The sequence below is a fragment of the Rhizomicrobium sp. genome (assembly GCA_037200985.1).
Classification (GTDB): Bacteria; Pseudomonadota; Alphaproteobacteria; order Micropepsales; family Micropepsaceae; genus Rhizomicrobium.
Genome location: JBBCGJ010000001.1, coordinates 3,407,868 through 3,423,314, shown reverse-complemented (window position 1 = coordinate 3,423,314; position 15,447 = coordinate 3,407,868). Strand labels below are relative to the sequence as shown.

Genomic DNA, 15,447 nt, shown 5'->3' with positions numbered 1-15,447 from the left:
TTTGTTCGTCGGCCACGGCGCGAGGCTCTACGGTTGGCGCCCCGCGTGATCCGCCAGCACGTCGGCGATGCAGGCCGTCACCTTCTTTGCCGTGGGCACGTGCAGGAATTCGTTCGGCCCGTGCGCGTTGGACTTCGGCCCCAGCACGCCCGTCACGACGAACTGCGTCTTGGGATATTTCTCCCCCAGCATCGCCATGAACGGGATCGAGCCGCCTTCGCCCATGAACGCCACCGGCCGGCCGAAATGCGCCTCGCTCGCCTTCTTCAAGGAAGCCGCCAGCCAGGGCGCCAGCGCCGGCGCGTTCCAGCCCGTCTGGCCGGCATCGGCGTCGAATTCGACCTCGGCGCCGTAGGGCGCCTCGGCCTCCAGCTTCGCCTTGATCGCCTGGGTCGCGCGCTCGGCGTCGCAGGTCGGCGGCAGGCGGATCGACAGCTTGGCGACGGTATAGGGCAACAGCACATTGCCGCCGTCCTCGGGCAGCGGATAGCCGTCCATCGCGGTCACCGCGAGCTGCGGCCGCCAGGTGCGGTTCAGGATCAGCTCGGTCAGGTCGGATGCCATCGGCTTGGTCGCGCCGGCCAGCGGCAGCTTGGTATAGACCTCGTCGCCGAGGATCGCGGCGGAGGCGCGCGCCTGCTCCAGCCGGTCCGGCGGCACCTGCACGAACAGCTCGTCGAGCAGGATCGTGCCCGTCTTCTCGTCCTCGATGCGGCTCAGCAGCGTGCGCGCGATGCGGAAGGACGACGGCACGATGCCGCTGGCGTCGCCCGAATGCACGCCTTCCGTCAGCACACGGACGGTCAGGTTTCCCATCGCGATGCCGCGCAGGCTGGTGGTCAGCCAGAGCTGGTCGTAATTGCCGCAGCCGGAATCCAGGCACACGACGAGATCGGGCGTGCCGATGCGGTCGCTTAAGTGATCGATGTAGAACGGCAGATCGTAGCTGCCCGATTCCTCGCACGCCTCGATGCAGATCACGCAGCGCGCATGGTCCTTTTTCTCGTCGCGCAGATTCAGGATCGCAGCCAGCGAGGCGAACATCGCATAGCCGTCATCGGCGCCGCCGCGGCCATAGAGCTTGTCGTCCTTGAACACCGGCGTCCACGGCCCGGTCCCCTCGGCCCAGCCCTTCATCTCCGGCTGCTTGTCGAGATGGCCGTAGAGCAGCACCGTGCCCTTCGCCTCGCCCGGGATCTCGATGAAGATCAGCGGCGTGCGGCCCTTGAGGCGCACCACCTCCAGCGTGGCGCCCGCGACGGCCGCGAGCTTCTTGCGTGCCCAGGCTTCGAACATGGCGACGGCGCGCTCCATATGGCCGTGCGCCTCCCATTGCGGGTCGAAATGCGGCGACTTGTTGGGGATGCGGATATAGTCGGTCAGGACGGGAAGGATGTCGTCTTCCCAGATGCGTTCGATGAAGGCGGGCACGGTCATGGTCGGGCTCGTTGGAGGGCGGCCGAACATGCCGCATTTCGCCGGTTGCGTCATCCGGGCCGCCCCAATTCGGTCATGCCGCCATTATGCTATGGCTCCGTAAGGGGGCCATGGCGACCGAATTCATCCTGCTGAAGCTCTGCGCGCTCAGTCTGGCGATCCTGTGGCTGCTCGCCATCTGGCGCGGCCTGCGCGAGATCGGGGCCGGCTTGCGCCGCCTGGCCCGGGGCGATGGCTTCGGCTTCGATCCCTGGCTGCTCGCCCCCTTCGCGGTGGCCATGATCCTTCTGGGAAGCTGGCTCGCGAGCCTCTACTGGCTGCCGCACGGCTTCGTCGCCACCTTCGATCCGGCGGACATCCTGGGCGACGCCGATCTCCTGTTCCTCGACATCTTCATCGTGGTGCGCGATTCCGCCACCTGGATATGGGGACCCGCGCTGCTCCTGCTTATCGCGATCCCCATCGTGCACGCCTTCCGCAATCCCGATTTCTACTGGCACCTCTATGTCGTCGGCGTGCTCGGCATCCTCGCCATGCCCTTCGCGCTGGTCGCCTTCGGCACCTTCCTGGAGCGCGAGACGGTCCCGTTCCAGCGCGGCAATCCCAACTGGATCGCCGATCCGGCCAGCGCCTATGGCGAGTTCGGTCGCTACGGTCTGCGCCATGTCACGCCCCATTGCACCGAAACGATGATGGGCGCCCTGCACCTGAAGACCTTCGACGCCGCGAGCTATGCGCCCGAGCGCGACCGCGCCCAGCAGCTCGCCCAGCTCTGGCTGAACGACACGTTCAACGCCATGACGCTCGACATCCCCGCCGCCTTCGGCTGCCAGCTCTCGCAGATCGAGCCCAACCCGAATTACTTCCCGATGGCACTGACGCTCGCCTTCTACCGCGCCTTCGTCAGCCTGGTGATGCTGGGCATGGTGCTGCGGCCGTTCGTGCGTGTCTGACGGTTGCCGCCGCGCGGCCCCGGCGGTAGTATTACCCGGCCAAGTAAGAAAGTAGGGCGATGCGCATCACCAGCAAGGGCCAGGTCACGATCCCGGCCCATATCCGCGAAAAAGCCGGGCTTCTTCCGGACACGGAAGTCGACTTCGCCTATGAAGGGAAGGATCGGGTGGTGCTCTTCCGCGCCAAGAAGCCCAAAGGCAAGACCCGCGGCGAGAAGGTCGTCGAGCATATGCGGCGTTTCGCCAAGGCGCATCCGATCCGCATGACAACCGACGAGATCATGGCGCTTACGCGCGGCGACGACTGAGTGGCGGTTCTTGTCGACAGCAATGTCCTTCTCGACATTCTGGTTCCGGATCCTGTTTGGTCGGCGGTTTCATCTGCCGCACTGCTGGATGCGCTCGATCGCGGACGCGTGGTCATCAATCTGGTGATCTACGCCGAAATGTCGGTCGGCTATGACAGTCCGGAGCTGGCCGACGACGCGATACCATCCGCCATCGAGCGTGAGATCGTTCCGTACGAGGCGGCATTCCTCGCCGGCAAGGCCTTCGCGCGATATCGCAGACGCGGCGGCGTCCGTCGCTCGCCGCTGCCGGATTTCTTCATCGGAGCGCATGCGGCGGTCGGCGGCTATCGGCTCCTGACGCGTGATCCTAGCCGCTATCGAACCTATTTTCCGTCCGTGCCGCTCATTGCGCCCTAAAGCGCCGCGATCACCGCCGCGTTGTAGATCTCGCTCATCTTGGCGCCGAGCGGGGCGATCTGCACCGATTTCTCCAGCCCGATCAGAAGCGGCCCCATCATCGTCACGCCGCCGAGCTGCGACAGGAGCCGGGTCGAGATCGCCGCCGAATGGATCGCCGGCATGATCAGGACGTTCGCCGTGTCGGTCAGCCGGCAGAACGGATAGAGCAGCATCTTCTCGCGGTCGAGCGCCACGTCCACCGCGATCTCGCCGTCATATTCGAAATCGACATGGCGCTCGTCCAGGATGTGCACCGCCTCGACGATGCGCTCCGAGCGCTCGCTGCGCGGAAAGCCGAAGGTCGAGGACGCGAGCAGCGCCACGCGCGGCGTGAAGCCGAAGCGCCGCGCCACGCCGGCCGCCTGCACCGCGATGTCGGCCAGCTCCTCGCTCGTCGGCATCTCGTGCACCGAGGTATCGGCGACGAACACCAGCCTGCCGCGCGCGAAGATCAGCATCACGCCGATCGGCCGCTCGCCCTTGGGCGGATCGAGCACCAGGCGCACATCGGTCAGCGCCGCGGCATAGTTCCGCGTCACGCCCGTCACCATCGCGTCGGCATCGCCCTGCGCCAGCATCGCGCTCGCATAGACGTTGCGGTCGTTGGTCACCATGCGCACCGCGTCGCGATAGAGCACGCCGCGCCGCTGCAGCCGCTTGAAGAGGAATTCGATATAGGGTTGGGCGTCCTGCGCCGAATGCGGCACGCGGATCTCCAGCCCGTGCTCGTCGAGGCCGGCGCGGCGGATGCCGTTCTTGATGATCTCCTCGCGCCCCACCAGGATCGCCTTGCCGAGGCCGGAGTTCTGGAACGCGGCGGCGGCGCGGATCACCGATTCCTCCTCGCCCTCCGCGAACACGACGCGCTTGGGATTGGCCCGCACGCTGGCTGTGATGCGCTGGAACAGCGCGGCGGAGGGATCGAGCCGCGCCGAAAGCTGGAAGGAATAGGCGTCGAGGTCCTTGATCTCGCGCCGCGCCACGCCGGTCCTGATCGCCGCTTCCGCCACCGCGCGCGACACGCGGCTGATCAGGCGCGGATCGAACGGCACCGGGATGATGTAGTCCGGCCCGTATTCCGGGCGCGCGCCGCGATAGGCGGCGGCGACCTCGTCCGGCACGTCCTCGCGCGCCAGCTCCGCCAGCGCCTCGGCGGCGGCGATCTTCATCGCCTCGTTGATGGTCCGCGCCCGCACGTCGAGTGCTCCGCGAAATATGTAGGGAAAGCCCAACACGTTGTTCACCTGGTTGGGATAGTCGCTGCGTCCGGTGGCGACGATGGCGTCGGAGCGCACCGCCTTCACCTCCTCCGGCGTGATCTCCGGATCGGGATTGGCCATGGCGAAGATGATCGGCGCCTTGCGCATCGACATCACCATCTCCTGGGTCATCGCGCCCTTGACCGACAGGCCGAGGAACACGTCCGAGCCCTTGACCGCGTCTTCCAGCGTCCGCGCCTTGGTCTCCACCGCATGCGCCGACTTCCACTGGTTCATGCCCTCGGTGCGGCCGCGATAGACCACGCCCTTGGAATCGCACAGGATCGCATTGGCGCTCGGCAGGCCCATGGATTTGAGCAGTTCGAGGCAGGCGATACCCGCCGCGCCCGCGCCGTTCACCACGACCTTGAGGTCCTCGAATTTGCGCCCCGTCAGGTGCATCGCATTGATGATGCCGGCGGTGGAGATGATCGCGGTGCCGTGCTGGTCGTCGTGGAAGACGGGAATGTCCATCATCTCGCGCAGCCGTTCCTCGATGACGAAGCAGTCCGGTGCCTTGATGTCCTCCAGGTTGATGCCGCCGAAGGAGGGGCCGAGATAGCGCACCGCGCCGATGAATTGCTCGACGTCGGAGGTGTCGACCTCCAGGTCGATGGAATCGACGTCGGCGAAGCGCTTGAACAGCACCGCCTTGCCCTCCATCACCGGCTTGGACGCCAGCGCGCCCAGATCGCCCAGCCCCAGGATCGCCGTGCCGTTGGAGATCACGGCCACCATGTTGCCTTTCGACGTATAGTCATAGGCGAGATCGGGATTCTCCGCGATCGCCAGCACGGGCACCGCCACGCCGGGCGAATAGGCGAGCGACAGGTCGCGCTGCGTCGCCATCGGCTTGGTCGGCGTGATCTCGAGCTTTCCGGGCTTTCCCTGGGCGTGAAAGGCGAGGGCTTCGTCCCTGGTGAAAGAGGGCTTCTTGATGTTGGACATGGGGTTACCGGCTGAAGTGATCCACAGAATATCCCCCTTTGACCCATCCTATATCAATGCCGCAACCGCGGCATGCGCTGCGACATGATAAAGTCCGCGACATGAACGAACACGCGCCGGAGGCCCCGCAAGAAAGTAAGGCGTCGCCCGATGCGGCGACGCCGATGATGGCGCAGTACCTGGCGACCAAGGCGGCGCATGCCGGCTATCTGCTGTTCTACCGCATGGGCGATTTCTACGAGCTGTTCTTCGACGATGCGGTGGCGGCGGCCGAGGCGCTCGACATCGCGCTCACCAAGCGCGGCAAGCACCAGGGCGAGGATATCGCGATGTGCGGCGTGCCGGTTCACGCTGCGGAAAGCTATCTGGAGAAGCTGATCCGCAAGGGCTTCCGCGTCGCGGTGTGCGAGCAGATGGAGGACCCGGCCGAGGCCAAGAAGCGCGGCGCCAAATCCGTCGTCAAGCGCGAGGTCGTGCGTCTGGTGACCCCGGGAACCCTGACCGAGGATTCGCTGCTGGAGGCGCGCGCCGCCAACACGCTGGCCGCGCTCGGCCGTTCCGGCGGCGCCTTCGCCATCGCGGCCTGCGACATGTCCGCCGGCAGCTTCTCGGTCGCGCCGGTCGAAGCGGACGAGATCGCGACGGAGCTGGCGCGCGTGTCCCCACGCGAATTGCTCGTACCGGATGCGCTGCTCGCCGACGCGGCGCTGGCGCCGATTCTCAAAGCGCTCGGCCCCGCCCTGTCGCCGCTGCCGTCGATCAAGTTCGAGTCCGGCGCCGGGGAGCGCGCGCTGAAGGCGCATTACAAGGTGCAGAGCCTGGACGGCCTCGGCGCCTTCTCCCGCGCCGAGTTGTCGGCGGCCGGCGCGCTGATCGCCTATCTCGACCTGACGCAGAAGGGCAACCTGCCGGCGCTGCGCACGCTCGCCCGCGTCGCGCCGCGCGCCTTCATGGGGATCGATGCCGCGACGCGGCGCAATCTGGAATTGACGGAGACTCTCGCCGGCGCGCGCAAGGGCAGCCTCTTGTCGTCCGTCGACCGTACCGTGACCGCCGCCGGCGCGCGCGAATTGGCGGCACGGCTCGCGGCGCCGCTGACCGACGAGACGGCCATCGCGCGGCGCCACGACGCCGTCGCTTTCTTCGAGGGCGATTCCGAATTGCGCCGCAGCCTGCGCGAGGATCTGCGCCGCGCCCCCGACATCGCCCGCGCCCTGGCGCGTATCTCGGTCGGCCGCGGCGGCCCGCGCGATCTCGCCGCGCTGCGCGACGGCATCAAATGCGCCCGCCATCTGCGCACCCGCCTCAAGCTGGACGATCCGCTCAAGCCGGCGCCCGGCGAATTGCGCGACGCCTGCCACGATCTCATCGAAGGCACGACCGGCGCCTCGCGCCTGGCCGACAAGGTCGAGACGCTCTTGATCGCCGAGCCGCCCTTTTTCGCGCGCGACGGCGGCTTCATCGCGGCCGGCGTGCACGCGCCCTTGGATGAGGTGCGCAAGCTGCGCGACGAATCGCGCCGCGTGATCGCCGGCCTCGAAGCGCGCTATCGCGGCGACAGCGGCGTGGCGCAGCTGCGCATCAAGCACAATGGCGTGCTGGGCTATTTCATCGAGGTCACGCCGCAGCATGCCGACAAGCTGCAATCGGGCGACAACCGCGCGTTGTTCCGCCACCGCCAGACCATCGGCAGCGCCGTGCGCTTCACCACCGATGAGCTCGCATCGCTGGCGTCGCGCATTTCCCAGGCCGCCGACCAGGCCCTCGCGCTGGAGCGCGAATTGTTCGACCGGATGTGCGAAGAGGCCATCGCCTGCGCCCCGGCGCTCAACCGCATCGCGGCCGCGCTCGCGGTGGTGGATGTGTCCTGCGCGCTGGGCGAGCTCGCGGTCGCCTGTCGCCACACCCGTCCGAAGATCGACGACGGCACGGCCTTCAGGATCGTGCGCGGCCGCCATCCCGTGGTCGAAGCCGCGCTGGCGCACGACAACGCCCATCCCTTCGTGCCCAATGACTGCGACCTGTCTCCTGGGGGAATTGGAAGACTCTGGCTCGTCACCGGCCCCAACATGGCGGGCAAGTCGACCTTCCTGCGCCAGAATGCGTTGATCGCGATCCTCGCCCAGGCCGGCGCTTTCGTGCCCGCCGATTCGGCCCATATCGGCATCGTGGACCGGCTGTTCTCCCGCGTCGGCGCGGGCGACGATCTCGCCGCCGGCCGCTCGACCTTCATGGTCGAGATGGTGGAGACCGCCGCGATCCTGAACCAGGCGACGGCGAAGAGTCTGGTGATCCTGGACGAGATCGGCCGCGGCACCGCGACCTTCGACGGCCTCGCCATCGCCTGGGCGACCGCCGAGCATCTGCACGAGAAGAACAAGAGCCGCGCCCTGTTCGCGACGCACTATCACGAGATGACGGCGCTGGCCGAACGTCTGAAGTCGCTCGCCTGCGTGACGATGCGGGTGCGCGAATGGAACGACAGCATCGTCTTCCTGCACGAGGTCGCGCCGGGCGCCGCGGATCGTTCCTACGGCATCCATGTGGCGAAGCTGGCGGGCCTGCCGCCGGCCGTGGTCGGCCGCGCCGAGGAGGTGCTGAAGGCGCTCGAAGACGGCCGCGAAGGCCACAAGCCGCTGGCCCGCATCGACGACCTGCCGCTTTTCGCCGCGGCCGCGCCGGCGCCCAGGCCCGACGGATTCCAGGAAGCGCTGCGCGCGATCGAGCCCGACACGTTGACGCCGAAAGAGGCGCTGGAGTTGATCTACAAGCTCAAGGCGATCAAACCGTAGACCGCGTGTCCGGGGGCATCCTGGCGGCATCCTCGCCGCCGCGGACCCAGACGATGAGGCGCGCTGCGAGCGGCGCCAGCAGGATCGCCAGGAGATAGAATAGCGGTCCCAGCACCAGCCAGAATCCGATCGCCGGCGTGGTCGCCCGCGAGGCGAGGCCGACGAGCCGTCCGAGCGGCGCGGTTCCGGTGGCGGCGATGGCGACATTGTTCAGCGCGGCCAGCACCCGCAGCGGCACGAAAGCGATGACGAAACTCGCCATATGCAGCGGCGAACGGTCCCGTACCCGTCGCGACCACGGATTGACGTAAGGGCGGGCGAAGGAGCGGATGGGATGGGCGAGCCAGTGCTGCGTCACCGTTCCGGCCGCCAGGATCGCCCAGAGCAGGCACGCTTCGATCGCGATGCCGCCCGCGACCGTGATCAGCCAGGCCTTGGCGGAGACATAGCCTGCCGCGCCCGTCGCATAGATGTTCCCCTCGCTGGCCTCCGGCCGGACGAGGGCGAGCGCGGTGGTGAACAGGTCGAGCCAGCTGGCGAAGAGATAGGCCAGGGCATAAAGGCCGAGAACCGCTACGATGCGGCGCGTTCGCTGACGGCTACTGGACAGGCCCATGGCAACCTCATATGTGAAAGTGGATTCACATTAACAGGAGAATGACGGCCTTGGTCAAGACACCGGCCTCCCCGCAGAAGCGGAAGCGCCAGCGGCGCAGCTTCCGCACCGAAGAGCGCCTCCTCGCCGCGGTTCTCGCGCTGGCCGACCGGGGCGGCCTCGATGCCTGCACCGTGCCGGCCGTCGCCGAACGGGCCGGCGTCGCGGTGGGCACGATCTACCGCCGCTATCCCGACAAGGACGCCCTCGTTGCGGCCGCGTTCCTCGATTTCGCGTCTCTGGGCGACGGAAAGCGGGAGGCGGAATACGCGGCCTTCGCCGCCAGCGCGCGGAACCTGCCCGACTTCCTGCGCCGCGTCGGCGAGGCGGCCGTTCGGGTCGCGTGCGAGCATCGCGGCCTCCTGCTCGCGATCCGCGCCTTCGCGCGGACGACGCCCGATCGCGCATGGCGCACGCGGTTCGCGCGGCAGCAGAGCCGGGGCCGCGCCACGCTGCTGAAGGCCGCCTTGGCGCGCTTCGGGCCCGAGATCGCCGGCGGCGAAGCCGCACTGCGCTTTTCGCTCGCCGCCTTGTATGGCGCGGTGGAAGTGACCTGGCTCGAGCCCCAGGCCGGCCTGTTCGCAAGCCGGCCGTCGCGATCCTCCTTCGTCGCGGCGATCGTGGAGATGCAGGCGGCCTATCTGTCGAAGCGGCCGCGCCCATAGGCAGCGCCACCCTTGAAGCCGCGCCCGTCCTGGTGTCAGCATCGGCCGCCATGAGCGAGCCCGACCGCAAACGCAAATTCCTGGTCGTCGTGGACAAGACGCCGGAATGCCGGATCGCCGTGCGCTTCGCGGCGCGCCGCGCCCAGCATACGGACGGCCGCGTCACGCTGCTCTGCGTCGCCCAGCCCGCCGACTTCCAGCAATGGCGCGGCGTCGAGGAGATCATGAAGGACGAGGCGCGCCAGGAAGCCGAAGGCCTGATCTATGCCGCCGCCAAGACCGTGAACGAGCTGGCCGGCATCATCCCCGAGCTGGTGCTCGGCGAAGGCCGCCCCACCGACGCGCTGCTGGAGCTGATCAAGTCCGATAAGGACATTTCCATCCTCGTCGTCGCTTCGAGCACCGCGAAAGACGGCCCGGGGCCCCTGGTGTCCCTGTTCACCGGCGGCGTCCAGGCGATCCCCGTCACCATCGTCCCGGGCAATTTCTCCGACGAGAAGATAGATGCCCTCGCTTGAATAGGTTGCATATTTGTTCTATACGCAACCTTGCGTTGAGCGCGGGTTGCGATCTTGGATTGGAAGCGGATTGGGCTGGGTCTCGCGCTGCTCTCAATAACAATTATATTGCCGAAAGTTGCGCAAGCGTTTGATTCCGATAGATATTTTCAGGGGCCGGTCAACGCCCGCGTGGTTCGGGTGATCGACGGCGACACCTTCGAGGCCTCCGCCGCCATCTGGCTGGACCAGCAGATTTCCATCCGCGTCCGCATCGCGGGCATCGATGCGCCGGAGCTGCGGGCGCGCTGCGACGCCGAGCGCAGGGGCGCCGCGGCGGCGCGGGACTATCTCGCCCGCCGGATCGAGGGCGGCGACGTGACGCTCAGCGCCGTGCGCTACGACAAGTTCGGCGGCCGGGTCGACGCCGCGGTAGCGGATGGCGGCGGCGACATCGCGAACGCGATGATCCGCGCCCGCCTCGCCCGCGCCTATGCCGGCGGCCGCCGCGACGGCTGGTGCGGCTGAGACGCGGCGGGTCTTGCACCGGCCCGGCGCGGGGCGGATATAGGTCTCATGAGCGGAAAGGTCGCCGTCGGTATCGCCATCGCCGTGGTGTTCGGCGTGTTGCTGGCCGGGCTTTACACGCTTTGGAAGGGCGGCGCCGTCTCGGCGACGTGGTCCAACCGGCTGATGCGGCTGCGCGTCCTGGCGCAGTTCATCGCCGTCGTCATCATCATGGCGGTCCTGTATTTCAGCCGCAAATAGCTGCGGGAACGAGTCCGCTTGCGCGTCCTTGCGCCGGCTGATACGGCAACGCAACATTCTGACCCAAAATCTGACTTTGTGACCCCATGCCGAAGACATTGTACGACAAGATCTGGGACGCCCATCTGGTGCAGCAGCCGCCGGGCGAATCCGCCACGCTCTATATCGACCGCCATCTCGTGCACGAGGTGACGAGCCCGCAGGCTTTCGAAGGCCTGCGCCTCGCCCATCGCAAGGTGCGCCGGCCCGAGGCGACGCTGGCGGTGCCCGACCACAACGTGCCGACCATCGGCCGCTCCATGGGCAATTCCGATCCGGAATCGCGTCTCCAGGTCGCCACGCTCGAATCCAACGCCAAGGAGTTCGGCGTCGAGTATCTGCCGCTGCCCGACATCCGCCAGGGCATCGTCCATATCGTGGGGCCGGAGCAGGGCTTCACGCTGCCCGGCATGACCATCGTGTGCGGCGACAGCCACACCTCGACCCATGGCGCCTTCGGCTCGCTCGCCTTCGGCATCGGCACCTCGGATGTCGAGCACGTGCTGGCGACCCAGACCCTGCTGATCGGCAAGTCGAAGAACATGCGCATCACGGTGAGCGGCGCGCTGCCGCTCGGCGTGACGGCGAAGGACATCGCGCTGGCGATCATCGCCAAGATCGGCACCGCCGGCGGCACCGGCTATGTGATCGAATATGCCGGCGACGCGATCCGCGGCCTCTCGATGGAAGGCCGCATGACCCTGTGCAACATGACGATCGAAGGCGGCGCCCGCGCCGGCCTGATCGCGCCCGATGAAACGACGTTCAAATATGTCGCCGGCAGGCCGCGCGCCCCCAAGGGCGCGGCGTTCGAGCATGCCGTGATGTACTGGAAGACACTGAAATCGGATCCCGACGCGGTGTTCGACGCGGAAGTGACGCTCGACGCGTCCGAGATCGTGCCGATGGTGACCTGGGGCACCTCGCCGGAGCAGGCGCTGCCGGTGACCGGAAACGTGCCCGACCCCGCCGCGATCCAGGACGAGGCGCATCGCGCCAGCGTCGCGCGCGCGCTCGACTATATGGGATTGCTCCCCGGCGTGGCGCTCAAGGACGTGAAGGTGGACCGCGTCTTCATCGGCTCCTGCACCAATGGCCGGATCGAGGATCTGCGCGCCGCCGCAGCGATCCTGAAGGGCCGCAAGGTCGCGGCCCATGTCGGCGCGATGGTCGTTCCCGGCTCGGGCCTGGTGAAGGCGCAGGCGGAAGAGGAAGGCCTCGACGAGATTTTCGTGGACGCCGGTTTCGAATGGCGCGAGCCCGGCTGTTCGATGTGCCTGGCGATGAACGCCGACAAGCTGGAGCCCGGCGAGCGCTGCGCCTCGACCTCGAACCGCAATTTCGAAGGCCGCCAGGGCCGCGGCGGCCGCACCCATCTGATGAGCCCCGCGATGGCCGCCGCCGCCGCGATTGCCGGCCATCTCGCGGATGTGCGGGAGTTTCAGTAGCATTCCCGAGTTTGAAGGGAGTGCTTAACGATGTACCAAGTGCTGAAAGATTTCGCAGGACCTGTAGCTACAGTTATTGCAGCGCTGTCTGCCTTATCAGTAACCGCGTACTTCGCGTGGCATCAAAAGACAATTGCCGAACAAAAGCTTCGCTTTGACCTCTTCGGCAGGCGGCTCGCGATCTTTGATAGTATCTTTGACTACTGGGATGCGATGGTCTCGTGGAAGGGAACGCCAGAACAAGAAGCCGCTAAAAGGCGATTTTTTCACGCATACCAAGAGTCAAAATTTTTGTTCAGCAACAAATCTGAAATCGAGTCTCTTCTCAAAGGCTTAAACGAGAAAGGTGGACGAGTAATATATTTCAAGGAGAATCCGGAGCTGTATGTGGCTGATCCCGCTTTTTATCACAAGAAGTTTGAAGAAATTCAGGACATCCAACTCAACGACTTTGAGAATGGGCTTCTACGGCTCAAGGAAGCCATCGCGCCATACCTGAATTTTCACGATGTATAGTTGTACCACCGAATTTCCAAATCGAAGCCGACCGTCGATCACGCATGGCTGATCTGACTTGACCCTGCGCTTGAGTTCGCGCAAATAAGAACAATGAACATGCGGCTTCCATTGCACTCATCGCGTTGCTCGTCCTGACCAGGAAGGGTGACAGAGAGGCAATGTGTCGGCTTTGAAAGCCGTAGCCGGGGTTCGTTATCCCGCGTTGGTTCGATCCCAACCCCTTCCGCCAAACGGAGGGTGCCGCCGAATGGCCGGCAACCGGTTCCGAACACCGGGGTAGCGGCAACGCTAAGGGTTCGACTCCTTCACCCTCCGCCAGTTTTTGATTCACGCGGAGCCGCGGAGAACTCGGAGTTGCAGCTTCCTCTAACATTGTCATGCCCGCGAAGGCGGGCATCCAGTCTTTGGGATGGCCCTGGATTCCCGCTTGCGCGGGAATGACAATGACGATCAATCCGTGCCGACCGCTAAAGAACTCCGCGTTCTCTGCGTCTCCGCGTGAGTCTTCAAAAAAAACTCACCGGGTCGACGTCCACCGTCACCCGCACCTTGTTCGACAGCTTCGCGCCGCCGAGCCACGCCCGCAGATAGGCCTGCACGTCGACGTTTCGTTCTGCTTGAACAAGAAGCCGCTCACGCGTCTGCCCGCGCAGCAGGTGATAGAACGCCGGCGTCGGGCCCCACACTTTCACGCCGCGCGCCGCCGGCGCCGCTTTCGCCAGCGCCCGCCCCGCATCCATCACCGCGACGCCGTCATGGCCCGACAGGATGATCGCCGCCAGCCGTCCGAAGGGCGGCGCGCCGGCGCGCTCGCGGTAGAGGCGCTCCTGTTCATAGAATGCGTCGCGGTCGCCGCTCGCCAGCGCCCCCATCACCGCGTCCTTCGGATTGCGCGTCTGGATCAGCACGAGTCCCGGCTTCTCGGCGCGTCCCGCGCGTCCCGACACCTGATGCAGCAATTGGAACGTCCGCTCACGCGCCCGCAGATCGCCGTCCGAGCCGCCGAGATCGGCGTCGATCACGCCCACCAGGGTGAGCTGCGGAAAGTGATGCCCCTTGGCGACGATCTGGGTGCCGATCAGCACGTCGATCTCGCGCCGCGCCATGGCGCGGATCGCGGCCTGGGTCTCGCGCGGGCCGTGCATCGTGTCCGACGACGCGATGGCGACGCGCGCCCCGGGAAACAGCGCCGCGAATTCCTCGGCCACGCGCTCGACGCCGGGGCCGCAGGCGATCAGCGTGTGCTCCGCGCCGCATGCGGGGCATTTCGGCGGCGTCGCGATCTCATAGCCGCATTGATGACACGCCAGCCGCTTGCGATAGCGATGCTCCACCAGCCAGGACGAGCAATCGCGGCAGGTCATCTTGTGGCCGCAAGCGCTGCACAAAGTGAGGGGCGCATAGCCGCGCCGGTTCAGGAACAGCATCGACTGCTCGCCCGCCGCCAGCGCCGCCGTGACCGCCTCGCGCAAGGGCTGCGACAGCCAGCTTCCGGCTTCCGCCTTTTCGTGGCGCAGGTCGATCAGCCGGACGACCGGCATCACCGCCGCGCCGTGCCGGCTCCCAAGCCGCCGATGCGCATAGCGCCCGCTCGTCGCGTTGACGTAGGACTCCAGCGACGGCGTCGCGCTCGCCAGCACGACGGGGCATTGCTCGAAGCGCGCCCGCACCACCGCCATGTCGCGCGCGTGATAGATCGCGCCGTCTTCCTGCTTGTAGGCCTGCTCGTGCTCCTCGTCGACGACGATGAGGCCGAGGTCCTTGAACGGCAGGAACAGCGACGACCGCGCCCCGACCACGACCCGCGCCTCGCCGTTCATCACCGCGCGATAGGTGCGCGTGCGCTCCTTCGAAGAGAGATCGGAATGCCATTCCGCCGGCCGGCAGCCGAAACGCTCCGCGAAGCGCTCCAGGAACTGCACCGTCAGCGCGATCTCCGGCAAAAGGATCAGCACCTGCCGCCCGGCGCGCAGCGCCTCGGCGACGGCCTCGAAATAGACCTCGGTCTTGCCCGATCCCGTCACGCCGTCGAGCAGGCTGACCGCGAAACGATGTGCCGCGACCTCGGCGCGCAGGCCCTCCGCCGCCTCGCCCTGGGGGCCGTTCAGTTCGACGGCGGCAAAGGCGGGATCGGGCGCGGGAAAGGGCGGAAACTCGGGAAGCTCTGTCGGCGCCAGCGCCCCCGCCTCGATCAGCCCGCGCACCACCGCCGGCGAGACGCCGGCCTCTTCGGCGAGGGTCGGCACGCTGCGCGCCAGCCCGTCCGCCGCCAGGTCCAGCACCCGCGCCCGTGCCGGCGTCAGGCGCTTCGGCGTCTCGGCCCCGCGGACGAAGGCCGTGCGCATCGCCTGCGGCTCGAAGGCCCGTCCGCTGCGCAGCACCATGGCCAGGATCGACCCCGGCGGCGACAGCGTGTATTGCGCCACCCAGTCGATGAAGTCGCACAGCCTTTCCGGGATCGCGGGATTCCCTTCGAAGGGTATGGCCTCCCGCAGGCGGTTGTCGCCGACGCTTCCTTCCGCCGCGCCCCAAACCACGCCCATTTGCGCGCGCGGGCCCAAGGGCGCCGAAACCAGAAGGCCGCGCAGCACGTTTGCTCCTCTGGGCAGCTTGTAATCGTAGGCGCCGGATAGCGGCAAAGGCAGCAACACTCCGGCCCGCGGCGCAGGCTGCAGCAACAAATCCCCGGCAGGTCTCAACGCCGCAAGCTTCATGCGG

General features: G+C 66.9%; 14 protein-coding genes and 1 tRNA gene. 11 read left to right on the top strand and 4 right to left on the bottom strand.

Annotated features, from left to right (window positions below):
• Positions 1-27 precede the first annotated feature (27 nt).
• Complete coding sequence (locus tag WDN01_16740; protein ID MEJ0027674.1) at positions 28-1,437, bottom strand: M20 family metallopeptidase; 1,410 nt, start codon at positions 1,435-1,437, stop codon at positions 28-30.
• Positions 1,438-1,547: 110 nt separating this feature from the next.
• Here WDN01_16740 and WDN01_16735 point away from each other — a divergent pair, with 110 nt between their 5' ends.
• The 3 genes from WDN01_16735 to WDN01_16725 are packed head-to-tail and all read left to right on the top strand — an operon-like array spanning position 1,548 to position 3,097.
• Positions 1,548-2,390: a hypothetical protein gene (locus WDN01_16735; protein MEJ0027673.1), complete on the top strand. Its 843-nt coding sequence runs from the start codon at positions 1,548-1,550 to the stop codon at positions 2,388-2,390.
• A 59-nt stretch (positions 2,391-2,449) separates the two neighbouring features.
• On the top strand, positions 2,450-2,698 hold the full coding sequence (locus tag WDN01_16730) for an AbrB/MazE/SpoVT family DNA-binding domain-containing protein (protein MEJ0027672.1): 249 nt from the start codon (positions 2,450-2,452) through the stop codon (positions 2,696-2,698).
• Positions 2,699-3,097, top strand: coding sequence for a type II toxin-antitoxin system VapC family toxin (locus WDN01_16725; protein ID MEJ0027671.1), 399 nt, complete (start codon positions 2,699-2,701; stop codon positions 3,095-3,097).
• Here the strand turns inward: WDN01_16725 and WDN01_16720 are convergent.
• On the bottom strand, positions 3,094-5,346 hold the full coding sequence (locus WDN01_16720; protein MEJ0027670.1) for an NADP-dependent malic enzyme: 2,253 nt from the start codon (positions 5,344-5,346) through the stop codon (positions 3,094-3,096). The genes WDN01_16725 and WDN01_16720 overlap by 4 nt on opposite strands.
• Positions 5,347-5,447: 101 nt before the next feature.
• On the opposite strand from WDN01_16720, the gene mutS reads away from it, so the two are divergent.
• The gene (mutS, locus tag WDN01_16715) at positions 5,448-8,138 is read left to right on the top strand and encodes a DNA mismatch repair protein MutS (GenBank protein ID MEJ0027669.1); all 2,691 of its coding nucleotides are present in this window, start codon (positions 5,448-5,450) and stop codon (positions 8,136-8,138) included.
• Here mutS and WDN01_16710 read toward each other — a convergent pair.
• On the bottom strand, positions 8,128-8,754 hold the full coding sequence (locus WDN01_16710; protein MEJ0027668.1) for a hypothetical protein: 627 nt from the start codon (positions 8,752-8,754) through the stop codon (positions 8,128-8,130). The two genes, mutS and WDN01_16710, sit on opposite strands and share 11 nt — an antisense overlap.
• Positions 8,755-8,804: 50 nt before the next feature.
• On the opposite strand from WDN01_16710, the gene WDN01_16705 reads away from it, so the two are divergent.
• The 7 genes from WDN01_16705 to WDN01_16675 all read left to right on the top strand — a co-directional run bounded on the left by WDN01_16705 (position 8,805) and on the right by WDN01_16675 (position 12,958).
• The gene (locus WDN01_16705; GenBank protein ID MEJ0027667.1) at positions 8,805-9,458 is read left to right on the top strand and encodes a helix-turn-helix domain-containing protein; all 654 of its coding nucleotides are present in this window, start codon (positions 8,805-8,807) and stop codon (positions 9,456-9,458) included.
• A gap of 50 nt (positions 9,459-9,508) precedes the next feature.
• On the top strand, positions 9,509-9,976 hold the full coding sequence (locus WDN01_16700; protein MEJ0027666.1) for a universal stress protein: 468 nt from the start codon (positions 9,509-9,511) through the stop codon (positions 9,974-9,976).
• 171 nt (positions 9,977-10,147) lie between these two features.
• A complete protein-coding gene (locus WDN01_16695) occupies positions 10,148-10,483 on the top strand; it encodes a thermonuclease family protein (GenBank protein MEJ0027665.1) in 336 nt (111 codons plus the stop codon).
• A gap of 48 nt (positions 10,484-10,531) precedes the next feature.
• Entirely contained in the window at positions 10,532-10,723 is a 192-nt protein-coding gene (locus tag WDN01_16690) for a twin transmembrane helix small protein (protein MEJ0027664.1), read from the top strand.
• Positions 10,724-10,809: 86 nt separating this feature from the next.
• The gene (gene leuC / locus WDN01_16685; protein ID MEJ0027663.1) at positions 10,810-12,210 is read left to right on the top strand and encodes a 3-isopropylmalate dehydratase large subunit; all 1,401 of its coding nucleotides are present in this window, start codon (positions 10,810-10,812) and stop codon (positions 12,208-12,210) included.
• A 30-nt stretch (positions 12,211-12,240) separates the two neighbouring features.
• Positions 12,241-12,726, top strand: a complete 486-nt coding sequence (locus WDN01_16680; protein MEJ0027662.1) for a hypothetical protein — start codon at positions 12,241-12,243, stop codon at positions 12,724-12,726.
• 141 nt (positions 12,727-12,867) lie between these two features.
• Positions 12,868-12,958 (top strand) — tRNA-Ser (locus WDN01_16675).
• Positions 12,959-13,235: 277 nt separating this feature from the next.
• On the opposite strand, the gene WDN01_16670 is transcribed toward WDN01_16675, so the two are convergent.
• Positions 13,236-15,380, bottom strand: coding sequence for a primosomal protein N' (locus WDN01_16670; protein ID MEJ0027661.1), 2,145 nt, complete (start codon positions 15,378-15,380; stop codon positions 13,236-13,238).
• Between the last annotated feature and the right edge of the window lie 67 nt (positions 15,381-15,447).

Excerpts from the sequence above, each read along its gene's own strand:
- WDN01_16740 (MEJ0027674.1), bottom strand. The coding sequence starts at position 1,437 with ATGACCGTGCCCGCCTTCATCGAACGCATCTGGGAAGACGACATCCTT.
- WDN01_16735 (MEJ0027673.1), top strand. The coding sequence starts at position 1,548 with ATGGCGACCGAATTCATCCTGCTGAAGCTCTGCGCGCTCAGTCTGGCG.
- WDN01_16730 (MEJ0027672.1), top strand. The coding sequence starts at position 2,450 with ATGCGCATCACCAGCAAGGGCCAGGTCACGATCCCGGCCCATATCCGC.
- WDN01_16720 (MEJ0027670.1), bottom strand. The coding sequence starts at position 5,346 with ATGTCCAACATCAAGAAGCCCTCTTTCACCAGGGACGAAGCCCTCGCC.
- mutS (MEJ0027669.1), top strand. The coding sequence starts at position 5,448 with ATGAACGAACACGCGCCGGAGGCCCCGCAAGAAAGTAAGGCGTCGCCC.
- WDN01_16710 (MEJ0027668.1), bottom strand. The coding sequence starts at position 8,754 with ATGGGCCTGTCCAGTAGCCGTCAGCGAACGCGCCGCATCGTAGCGGTT.
- WDN01_16700 (MEJ0027666.1), top strand. The coding sequence starts at position 9,509 with ATGAGCGAGCCCGACCGCAAACGCAAATTCCTGGTCGTCGTGGACAAG.
- WDN01_16690 (MEJ0027664.1), top strand. The coding sequence starts at position 10,532 with ATGAGCGGAAAGGTCGCCGTCGGTATCGCCATCGCCGTGGTGTTCGGC.
- leuC (MEJ0027663.1), top strand. The coding sequence starts at position 10,810 with ATGCCGAAGACATTGTACGACAAGATCTGGGACGCCCATCTGGTGCAG.
- WDN01_16680 (MEJ0027662.1), top strand. The coding sequence starts at position 12,241 with ATGTACCAAGTGCTGAAAGATTTCGCAGGACCTGTAGCTACAGTTATT.